Raw genomic sequence first — 9,846 nt, forward strand, 5'->3', positions numbered from 1 at the left:
TCGCTGAAGCGCGGACCGTAAGCCGCCGAGCTGGGCGGTACGGACCTTCCGGGCGGAAACGCCAGGATTGCTGAGAACCACTGAGGCTCTTGGTAACGGGAACGATGTCCGCACGCAACCGGTGGGGCGGCGCCCCGGACAGCCCGCGCGCCGCCCGGGAACCCGTCGAGGTCGCCCCGCCCGTCACCGGCCGCTGGGCCGCGCTGAACAGCCCGGCCGACCGCACCCCGAGCCACGGCACGCACGCCTACGGCCAGACCTTCGCCATCGACGTCGTCGCCGAACCTGAGCCCGGCGCCCGCCCCGGCTTCCGTCCGCTGTGGCCGCTCGCCCGCCGCAACAGCGCCTTCCCCGCCTTCGGCGCCCCGCTCCTCGCGGTCGCCGACGCCATCGTCGTACGGGCCACCGACACGCAGCGCGACCACCTGAGCCGCACCTCGCTGCCGGGGCTGCTGTATCTCATGGTCCTGGAGGCGTCCGTGCGCGACCTGTTCGGAGCCAAGCGGATCGTCGGCAACCACGTCATCCTCGACCTCGGCGACGGCACCTACGCGCTCTACGCCCACCTGCAGCGCGGCTCGCTCACCGTCCGCGAGGGCGAACGCGTGACCGTCGGACAGTCGCTGGCCCGCTGCGGCAACTCGGGCAACTCCACCGAGCCCCACCTCCACTTCCAGCTGATGGACGGCCCCGACCCGGACACCGCCCGCGGCATCCCCTTCACCTGGCGCGGCATCGGCGTCCCCCGCAACCGCGAGGCGTTCGAGGCCCCCACGACGGAATCGCAGCCCGCATAGGCTGCCCCTATGCCGCCGGCCAAGAAGCGCACCCGCACCTATGACCCCGCCAAGATCCGCACCGCGATCCTCGCCCAGTTCGGGAACGTACGTCAGGCCGTACGCACCCTCACCCCCGAGCAACTCGCGCTGCCCACCCGGCTGGCGGGCTGGACCGTGCGGGACCTGGCCGCACACGTGACCATGGCCGTGGAGACCGTCAGCCGCAACCTCGACCGCGACGAGCCGGCGAAGCCGGAGCTCACCCTCCTGGACTGGCCCTCCGCCACCGCCGCCCGCGCCGGCGACATCGCCGACGGCACCCGCGACCTGGCCGCCGCCAACCCCGACCTCGACGCCCTGTACGCCCGCACCGAGGAGCGCCTCACACAGAAGCTGGCGGACGCACCCGGCGACCGCGTCCTCGCCGCCCGCACCGGCGCCATGACCCTCGCCGACTACCTGGTCACCCGCACCGTCGAACTCGTCGTCCACACCGACGACCTGAACGCCGCCGTCCCCGGCCTCGACATCCCGTACGACCGCCAGGCCCTCGCCGCCTGCACCCGTCTCCTCGCCGACGCCCTCGCCGCGAGGGCGCCGGGCGGCTCGACCGAGGTGCGGATCCCGCCGTACGCCGTGGTGCAGTGCGTCGAGGGGCCGAGGCACACCCGGGGCACCCCGCCCAACGTCGTCGAGACCGACCCGCTGACCTGGATCCGGCTCGCGACCGGGCGGCTGGCGTGGCAGGACGCCCTCGCGGACGCCAAGGTGAGCGCGAGCGGGGAGCGGGCGGACCTGGGCGGGTTGCTGCCGCTCATGGGGTGACGCGCGACCGGCGTCAGGCGAGTCGCTCCGGGCGCCACCCGTCCGGCGTCACAAGCGGAACCAGTCCCGCGTCCCTCCCGTCCCACCGGCATGAACACACTCGGCACACTCGGCATGGACAAGCAGCGACTGGCCGCCCTCGCCGCACTGACCCTCCTCCCGCTCGCCGTGGCCTGCGGCAGCGAGGACGCGGGCAGCGACTCCGTCGGGGCCGGGGCGTCGGCCTCCGTCACCGGCGCCTACTGGGCGGTCGACGAGGTCACCGTCGACGGCAAGAAGAGCGCCGCCCCGTCCCACGCCTATCTGCGCGTCGCCGACGGCGGCGAGGTCAAGGGCAACCTCGGCTGCAACAACTTCGGCGCCGAGGCCGCCTTCGCCGACAGCCACGTCACCTTCGACCGGATGCAGGCGACCGAGATGGCCTGCGAGGGCGTCCCCGCGAACTTCGAGCAGACCCTCGCCCGCACCCTCTCCGACGGCGACCTCACCACCGAGGCCGAGGGCGACAAGCTCATCCTCACCACGGCGGACGGCGACCGCGTCGCCCTCACCAAGCAGGAGGCCGCCCCGCTCTACGGCACGAAGTGGACCGTCACCAGCCCCGACACCGGCGGCAAGGCCCACCTCACCTTCGACAAGAAGGCCGGACAGGTCAGCGGCAGCCTCGGTTGCAACAAGGTCAGGGCGACGGCGACGGTCAGCGACGGCCGTATCACGCTGGGCACCGCGTCCACCACGCGCATGATGTGCGACACCTCACTCATGAATACGGAGAAGTCCCTCCTGGGCCTCTTCGACGGCACGGTGAAGTACCAACTGGATCACCGCAACCTCACCCTGACCAGCGAAAACGGCGAACACGTCAACGCGGCCGCCGCTGAGTGATCCTTTACAGGCGTGTATCCCCAATTCGGACCAGTGGTCGATCTCGCCTACACTCGGTGGCGTGCCACGTGGTGACGGTCGACTCAATCATGATCTGCTCCCCGGTGAGAAAGGCCCCCAGGACGCTTGTGGCGTCTTCGGTGTCTGGGCTCCGGGCGAAGAGGTCGCCAAGCTCACTTACTTCGGGCTCTACGCCCTCCAGCATCGGGGCCAGGAATCCGCGGGAATCGCGGTCAGCAACGGCTCCCAGATCCTCGTCTTCAAGGACATGGGCCTCGTGTCCCAGGTCTTCGACGAGACCTCTCTCGGTTCGCTCCAGGGTCACATCGCGGTCGGACACGCCCGCTACTCGACCACTGGCGCCTCCGTGTGGGAGAACGCCCAGCCGACGTTCCGCGCCACCGCGCACGGCTCCATCGCGCTCGGCCACAACGGCAACCTGGTCAACACCGCCCAGCTCGCGGAGATGGTCGCCGACCTGCCCAAGCAGGAAGGCGGCCGCACCCCGCGCGTCGCGGCGACCAACGACACCGACCTGCTGACCGCGCTGCTCGCGGCCCAGGTCGACGAGGACGGCAAGCCGCTGACCATCGAGGAGGCCGCGCACCAGGTCCTCCCGCAGGTCAAGGGCGCCTTCTCGCTCGTCTTCATGGACGAGCACACCCTGTACGCCGCCCGTGACCCGCAGGGCATCCGCCCGCTGGTCCTCGGCCGCCTGGAGCGCGGCTGGGTCGTCGCGTCCGAGTCCGCCGCCCTCGACATCTGCGGCGCCAGCTACGTGCGCGAGGTCGAGCCGGGCGAGTTCGTCGCCATCGACGAGAACGGCCTGCGCACCTCCCGATTCGCGGAAGCGAAGCCCAAGGGCTGTGTCTTCGAGTACGTGTACCTGGCCCGCCCGGACACCGACATCGCCGGCCGGAACGTCTACCTCTCCCGCGTGGAGATGGGCCGCAAGCTCGCGAAGGAAGCCCCGGTCGAGGCCGACCTGGTCATAGCGACCCCGGAGTCCGGCACCCCGGCGGCGATCGGTTACGCGGAGGCGAGCGGCATCCCGTTCGGCGCGGGTCTCGTGAAGAACGCGTACGTCGGCCGTACGTTCATCCAGCCCTCGCAGACCATCCGCCAGCTCGGCATCCGCCTGAAGCTGAACCCGCTGAAGGAAGTCATCAAGGGCAAGCGCCTGGTCGTCGTCGACGACTCCATCGTGCGCGGCAACACCCAGCGCGCCCTGGTCCGCATGCTCCGCGAGGCGGGCGCCGCCGAGGTCCACATCCGGATCTCCTCGCCCCCCGTGAAGTGGCCCTGCTTCTTCGGCATCGACTTCGCCACCCGCGCCGAGCTCATCGCCAACGGCATGACCATCGAGGAGATCGGCACCTCGCTCGGCGCCGACTCGCTGTCGTACATCTCCCTCGACGGCATGATCGAGGCGACCACCATCGCCAAGCCGAACCTGTGCCGCGCCTGCTTCGACGGCGTGTACCCGATGGAGCTCCCGGACCCCGAGCTGCTCGGCAAGCAGCTCCTGGAGACCGAGCTCGCGGCCGGTACGGCCGCCCCGGCTGCCGTCGACGCGATCCGTCGCCCGTAAGCCCCGTAGAAACCAACCCGAAAGATCCCAGGCAATGTCTGAGACTGCTGTGCCCGGTGCTTCCTACGCGGCTGCCGGCGTCGACATCGAAGCGGGCGACCGCGCGGTCGAGCTGATGAAGGAGTGGGTGAAGAAGACGCAGCGCCCCGAGGTCCTCGGCGGCCTCGGCGGTTTCGCCGGCCTCTTCGACGCCTCCGCCCTCAAGCGCTACGAGCGTCCCCTCCTCGCCTCCGCCACCGACGGCGTCGGCACCAAGGTCGACGTCGCCCGCCAGATGGGCGTCTACGACACCATCGGCCACGACCTGGTCGCCATGGTCATGGACGACATCGTGGTGTGCGGCGCCGAGCCGCTGTTCATGACCGACTACATCTGCGTGGGCAAGGTCCACCCCGAGCGCGTGGCCGCCATCGTCAAGGGCATCGCCGAGGGCTGTGTGCTCGCCGGCTGCGCCCTGGTGGGCGGCGAGACGGCCGAGCACCCGGGTCTGCTGGGCGCGGACGACTTCGACGTGGCCGGCGCCGGTACGGGCGTCGTGGAGGCCGACCGGCTGCTGGGCCCGGATCGCATCCGTAAGGGTGACGCGGTGATCGCCATGGCGGCGTCCGGTCTTCACTCGAACGGGTACTCGCTGGTCCGGCACGTCCTGCTGAACCAGGCCGGTCTGGCCCTGGACGCGCAGATCGACGAGCTCGGCCGCACCCTCGGCGAGGAGCTGCTGGAGCCGACGAAGATCTACTCGCTGGACTGCCTGGCCCTCACCCGCACCACGGACGTGCACGCCTTCAGCCACGTCACGGGCGGCGGCCTCGCGGCCAACCTGGCCCGGGTGATCCCGGACACCCTGCACGCGATCGTCGACCGCACCACCTGGACCCCGGCCCCGATCTTCGACCTCGTCGGCAAGACGGGCCAGGTCGAGCTCCTGGAGCTGGAGAAGACCCTGAACATGGGCGTCGGCATGATCGCGATCGTGCCCGAGGAGTCCACGGAGGCGGCCCTGGCGACGCTGGCCGACCGAGGCGTGGACGCCTGGGTCGCAGGCGAGATCACGGACAGGGGCGACCACGAGACGGGCGCCGCGCTGGTGGGCACGTACTCAAATTAAGCCCGTCGCCTGAGCCTGCCTGAGCGGCAGCACGAAACCCGGTCCAGTGCTGAGGCCCTGGACCGGGTGAAGTGCAGTTGTGACGGTAACTGCGAAGCGCGCTACGTCAAGCGCCGCGACGCTGCGACGTGGGACCGGACTCGTCGTCCTCTTCGTCCTCGTCGTCGTCGTTGTACAGATCCGCGTACTGCGCGTACGGGTCGTCGTCTTCGTCGTCCTCGAACGGCTCGCCATTCGGCGGCTGGTTCGAAGTCGAAGCGCCCAGCTCGTTGGCCAGACGCGACAGGTCAGTCCCGCCGCTGTTGTACTTCAGCTGGCGGGCGACCTTCGTCTGCTTGGCCTTGGCCCGGCCGCGCCCCATGGCTCGACCCCCTCGGTGACGGGGCTCGACGGCCCCAGAGTCTCGACACGCGTTCATGATCTGGAACGGACTCTCCATGGAGAGGCCGGTCCGTAGGGCTTCCACGGTACCTGAGCCCACGCCCATACGGTACGTCGCCCGCAGCACGTGCGTGTGCTCAGGACCTTCGAGGCGCCCTGTCCTCGCTGGTCAACCGCGATTTTAACCACTTATTGGCGGTCGACCCGCCGGTAGAAGTGAGAGTTCTCTCCAACTGCCCACCGGCGGGTACCGGTCAAACCCATGTTATGGGTGTCGGTCGGCTCGGCTCCTCGGCTCAGAGCGCCCGGCGTGCCTCCGCCATCCGCTGCTCGGCGATCCGGTCGGCCGCGGCGGCCGGCGGAATCCCGTCCATCTTCGCACGTGCGAATATGGCCAGCGTGGTGTCGTAGATCTTCGCCGCCTTCGCCTTGCACCGGGCGAAGTCGAAGCCGTGCAACTCGTCGGCGACCTGGATGACACCGCCGGCGTTCACCACGTAGTCGGGCGCGTAGAGGATCCCGCGGTCGGCGAGGTCCTTCTCCACGCCCGGGTGGGCGAGCTGGTTGTTGGCCGCGCCGCACACCACCTGGGCGGTCAGCACCGGCACGGTGTCGTCGTTCAGGGCGCCGCCGAGCGCGCAGGGGGCGTAGATGTCGAGGCCCTCGGCGCGGATCAGGGTGGCGGTGTCGGCGACGGCCGTCACGCCCGTCGGGTGAGCGGCGAGGATCCGCCCCACGGCCTCCTCGCGCACGTCCGTGATGACGACCTCGGCGCCTTCCGCGCGCAGGTGCTCCACCAGGTGGTGGCCGACCTTGCCGACGCCGGCGATGCCGACCTTGCGGCCACGCAGCGACGGGTCGCCCCACAGGTGCTGGGCGGAGGCGCGCATGCCCTGGTAGACGCCGAAGGCGGTGAGCACGGAGGAGTCGCCCGCGCCGCCGTTCTCGGGGGAGCGTCCGGTCGTCCAGCGGCACTCGCGGGCCACGACGTCCATGTCGGCGACGTACGTACCGACGTCGCACGCGGTGACGTACCGACCGCCCAGCGAGGCCACGAACCGGCCGTAGGCCAGCAGCAGCTCCTCGGACTTGATCCTCTCCGGATCGCCGATGATCACGGCCTTGCCGCCGCCGTGGTCGAGGCCGGCCATGGCGTTCTTGTACGACATCCCGCGCGCGAGGTTCAGCGCGTCGGCGACGGCCTCTTCCTCGGTCGCGTACGGGTAGAAGCGTGTACCGCCGAGGGCGGGGCCCAGAGCGGTGGAGTGGATGGCGATGACGGCCTTGAGGCCGCTGGCGCGGTCCTGGCAGAGCACTACTTGCTCATGACCCCCCTGATCCGAGTGGAACAGGGTGTGCAGGACGCCGTGTGTTACGTCGGTCACTGTGGTGACTCCTGAGTACTGGCGGCGATTGGAGCGAGCTCCCGTACAGGTGGCGGGGGCTGTGAGCATGAGATTAGACCCGTCGGCGCCCGTCCAACCCGCAGAGCTCAGGATCACCTACTCCCGGAGTAAGGCCGTGCGACGATTTGCATAGTTTTCCCGCACGTTTGTGAGCGGGTTTCGCAGGTTTTCCTGGCAGACGGCGGGGGAGGGAGCAGGCGTGCCCAAGGTGTCCTCGGTGATCGTCCCGTACGCGACCTATCTGCGCGTCTACGAGCCGCTGGCCGCCTTCCCCGAGCCGGAGCGCGGCCACTGGGACCGTTACGCCCGCCGCCCCGACCGCCCCTCGTACCAGGACGAACTGCGCCGCTCCCTGGCGGACTTGCTGCCCACCCCGCCCATCCCCGTGCCGGTGCACGAGAGCAGCGACGCCTTCGTGCTGGAGGTCGACGGGGTGGTGTGCGTGTGCCCGTGGCGCACCCGGCTGCGCGGCTGGCAGGCGCTCGGGGAGTTGGCCGAGGAGCTGCCGAAGCCGGTCCTGGACGCGGCGCTGCCGGAGGTCGTACGGCGCCAGACGGCCCAGGACTACGAGCGCTGGCTGGCCCGCAACCCGGACGCCCGGCCGTGGATCCGCACCTCGACCTGGCAGGTGCCGCTGCACTGGTTCGTGCTGGTGTCGGACGAGGAGCGGCGCTTCGACAAGGGCTCGGGCGAGTTCCCCCCGATGCTGCGCTACCGCACGCCCATGGTGCAGGCGCGGCGGCGGGTGGCGCGGGCTCTGAGAACGCTCAAGGATGCCATCGACGAGGGGCCGCTCATCGACGGCCTGGTGGACGTCGGGCGCTGGCTGGAGGAGTTCCACCCGCGCTCGCTGGTCGAGCTGGACTACGGCGGCCTGGTGCACACCCTGCCGGCGGGCGAGCTGGAGGACGATCACTCGGCGGCCGATGTGGCCGAGGGCATCGAGGCGCTGCGGTACGGCGACGGGGAGGCCGCGGGGGCGGCGTACGGGCGGCTCGTGGAGCGGTGGCGGTCGGTTCGGGACCGGCGGTCGGCGAACTGAGCGTCGGCGAACCGAGCGGTCGGGTGTGACCTGGCGCACTCCGGTAGGTAACGAACTGGCGTTTGACGGGGCGCCCGTTTTGGGGTTTCGTGCTCGTTCTGGGGTTCTTGATGCCTCGTCAACAAGGGACGTAGGTCCCGATCCGGGCGTATGCATCAAGGGTGTGTCAACGCACGCAAGCGTGACGGACCGCACGTACGCGGCCCTTGCATCCCTAACCCCTCCTCGTGCCAAAATAGGACAAGGAGTCCGGGGAGGGCTCTAGCTCGACATTGCACGCTTTGGGGGGTCTTGAGACTCCTGCACGCCACTGTGACTGATCGTCACAGTGGCGTGACTGTCCGCTATGGCATGGTCCATCGGCTTCCGTCGCTGATGAACACCTGGGAGGGCAATTCCATCGGTTTGGCCGACGCGGCTGGACAGATGGTGTAGTTGTAGTGCCGAGGACAAGCCGTTCGTCCTATAACCGACTCGACTCGCGTCCGCCATTTCGGGCAACGCGGGTCAAGGTGCAGAATTTAGAGGAAAGAACCGAGAAGGTTCGGTTCTCCCGAGGAGGCCGCTCATGACCGCTCGCACCCCTGATGCCGAGCCGCTGCTGACCCCGGCTGAGGTCGCCACGATGTTCCGCGTGGACCCCAAGACGGTCACGCGGTGGGCGAAGGCCGGGAAGCTTACGTCCATCCGCACGCTCGGCGGACACCGCCGTTACCGCGAGGCTGAGGTCCGCGCGCTGCTCGCGGGTATCCCGCAGCAGCGCAGCGAGGCCTGAACAACTGCATAACCGGGCAAATCGGGAGTTCCCCCAACTTCCGTGGCGCCCGAACCCTAGCTCCAAGCGACGCGGGTTCTGCCCCAACAGAGCCCACGCCCGAGCCGATCAGAGCTTCGCAGGCACGTGACAAGGGTGCGTCGTGGATCGCGCTGGACTCCGCCGAGTCCAGCGCGATCTTTTTTGTGCGCGGAGCGTGTGCCGACGGTGGTCCTGTGGGTGGGCTTGTCGGAGTGTGGGGAGGGGTGTCGGATCTCCTGTGGACGCGCCCCGGGTGGTCGCTCGGCGTGGGTGGGGCGATCTCCGGAAGCTGGTGCAATTGCACATATTAAATTGACCAGTTGTAGGTGGGGTGTAAGTACCGCGCTTCCGGAAACTCATGCGGTGACACCCGTCACATGCCGCGGTGCTTGTTGCCGCTGGACTATGTGCGCTAAAGGGAGCTGTGCGCTCCAGCGCCCCATGGTGGCACGGGAGTTGACGTCCGGGACGATCACGCTGTGGAAGCGGTTTCGTCCCTGCTGACCTCGCCCGGAGCCGCCTGGGCGGGGCGTGGGGCGGAGTCCAGCGCCAGCCGCAGCAGGCGGTGGCAGATCGGGCAGTGGCGGGTGAGATGCCGGTAGGACGAGGCGGCCGCCAGGTGCGCGCGGAGCAACGCCCGCGTCTCGTGCCTCGCCGATGCCGGCATACGCCACCTCCAGGGGGACGCGCGGGGAAAGTGCCCTGACTTCTGGGTACCGAGCGAATGTGACTCCGTCAAGGTGGCCGTGGCGCTCCGCTGGTGGGGCCGCATTGTGGGTGCCCGGCGTCTGAGGCTTCCCGGCGCTGTGGCTGCCGTCCCTGGGGGCTGCCGCCCCCCAGACCCCCGCTTCGGCCCTGAACGGGCCTCGTCCTCAAACGCCGGACGGGCTGATGGTGCGGACGGGCATCGAGAGGGCTACCCGGACATGAGTAGGGCCCGCGTCCCTTGTGGGTGCGGGCCTCTTTACTGCGGTCCTGACGGGATTTGCTGTACCCGATTGCGGCTGCGCCGCGGGCGCGGCCTCCGCCTTGA

The 9,846-nt window shown here is 69.7% G+C and carries 10 protein-coding genes; 7 read left to right on the plus strand and 3 right to left on the minus strand.

The annotated features are described in order from the left end of the window. Positions 1–104: 104 nt before the first annotated feature. The 5 genes from ADL12_RS15320 (at position 105) to purM (ending at position 5,188) form a co-directional block, all read left to right on the plus strand. Positions 105–797 (plus strand): M23 family metallopeptidase, encoded by a 693-nt coding sequence (locus ADL12_RS15320; RefSeq protein WP_079052059.1) that lies wholly within the window; start codon positions 105–107, stop codon positions 795–797. Between the two features lie 9 nt (positions 798–806). Beyond that, a complete protein-coding gene (locus tag ADL12_RS15325; RefSeq protein ID WP_062702649.1) occupies positions 807–1,604 on the plus strand; it encodes a maleylpyruvate isomerase family mycothiol-dependent enzyme in 798 nt (265 codons plus the stop codon). Between the two features lie 114 nt (positions 1,605–1,718). Beyond that, the gene (locus tag ADL12_RS15330) at positions 1,719–2,489 is read left to right on the plus strand and encodes an META domain-containing protein (protein WP_062702663.1); all 771 of its coding nucleotides are present in this window, start codon (positions 1,719–1,721) and stop codon (positions 2,487–2,489) included. A 61-nt stretch (positions 2,490–2,550) separates the two neighbouring features. Continuing rightward, complete coding sequence (gene purF, locus ADL12_RS15335; protein ID WP_062702651.1) at positions 2,551–4,080, plus strand: amidophosphoribosyltransferase; 1,530 nt, start codon at positions 2,551–2,553, stop codon at positions 4,078–4,080. 34 nt (positions 4,081–4,114) lie between these two features. Continuing rightward, entirely contained in the window at positions 4,115–5,188 is a 1,074-nt protein-coding gene (purM, locus tag ADL12_RS15340; RefSeq protein WP_062702653.1) for a phosphoribosylformylglycinamidine cyclo-ligase, read from the plus strand. Positions 5,189–5,294: 106 nt separating this feature from the next. On the opposite strand, the gene ADL12_RS15345 is transcribed toward purM, so the two are convergent. Continuing rightward, the gene (locus tag ADL12_RS15345; RefSeq protein ID WP_062702655.1) at positions 5,295–5,549 is read right to left on the minus strand and encodes a DUF3073 domain-containing protein; all 255 of its coding nucleotides are present in this window, start codon (positions 5,547–5,549) and stop codon (positions 5,295–5,297) included. Between the two features lie 316 nt (positions 5,550–5,865). After that, on the minus strand, positions 5,866–6,954 hold the full coding sequence (locus tag ADL12_RS15350; RefSeq protein ID WP_062702657.1) for a Leu/Phe/Val dehydrogenase: 1,089 nt from the start codon (positions 6,952–6,954) through the stop codon (positions 5,866–5,868). Positions 6,955–7,174: 220 nt separating this feature from the next. On the opposite strand from ADL12_RS15350, the gene ADL12_RS15355 reads away from it, so the two are divergent. Next, entirely contained in the window at positions 7,175–8,017 is an 843-nt protein-coding gene (locus ADL12_RS15355) for a DUF8083 family protein (protein WP_062702659.1), read from the plus strand. A gap of 568 nt (positions 8,018–8,585) precedes the next feature. After that, the gene (bldC, locus tag ADL12_RS15360) at positions 8,586–8,792 is read left to right on the plus strand and encodes a developmental transcriptional regulator BldC (protein ID WP_003949541.1); all 207 of its coding nucleotides are present in this window, start codon (positions 8,586–8,588) and stop codon (positions 8,790–8,792) included. A 493-nt stretch (positions 8,793–9,285) separates the two neighbouring features. Here the strand turns inward: bldC and ADL12_RS15365 are convergent, their stop codons facing one another. Next, entirely contained in the window at positions 9,286–9,480 is a 195-nt protein-coding gene (locus ADL12_RS15365) for a DUF6274 family protein (protein ID WP_062702661.1), read from the minus strand. Between the last annotated feature and the right edge of the window lie 366 nt (positions 9,481–9,846).

It is taken from the genome of Streptomyces regalis (assembly GCF_001509475.1).
Classification (GTDB): Bacteria; Actinomycetota; Actinomycetes; order Streptomycetales; family Streptomycetaceae; genus Streptomyces; species Streptomyces regalis.

Excerpts from the sequence above, each read along its gene's own strand:
- ADL12_RS15365 (WP_062702661.1), bottom strand. The coding sequence starts at position 9,480 with ATGCCGGCATCGGCGAGGCACGAGACGCGGGCGTTGCTCCGCGCGCAC.
- ADL12_RS15325 (WP_062702649.1), top strand. The coding sequence starts at position 807 with ATGCCGCCGGCCAAGAAGCGCACCCGCACCTATGACCCCGCCAAGATC.
- bldC (WP_003949541.1), top strand. The coding sequence starts at position 8,586 with ATGACCGCTCGCACCCCTGATGCCGAGCCGCTGCTGACCCCGGCTGAG.
- purM (WP_062702653.1), top strand. The coding sequence starts at position 4,115 with ATGTCTGAGACTGCTGTGCCCGGTGCTTCCTACGCGGCTGCCGGCGTC.
- ADL12_RS15320 (WP_079052059.1), top strand. The coding sequence starts at position 105 with ATGTCCGCACGCAACCGGTGGGGCGGCGCCCCGGACAGCCCGCGCGCC.
- ADL12_RS15330 (WP_062702663.1), top strand. The coding sequence starts at position 1,719 with ATGGACAAGCAGCGACTGGCCGCCCTCGCCGCACTGACCCTCCTCCCG.
- ADL12_RS15345 (WP_062702655.1), bottom strand. The coding sequence starts at position 5,549 with ATGGGGCGCGGCCGGGCCAAGGCCAAGCAGACGAAGGTCGCCCGCCAG.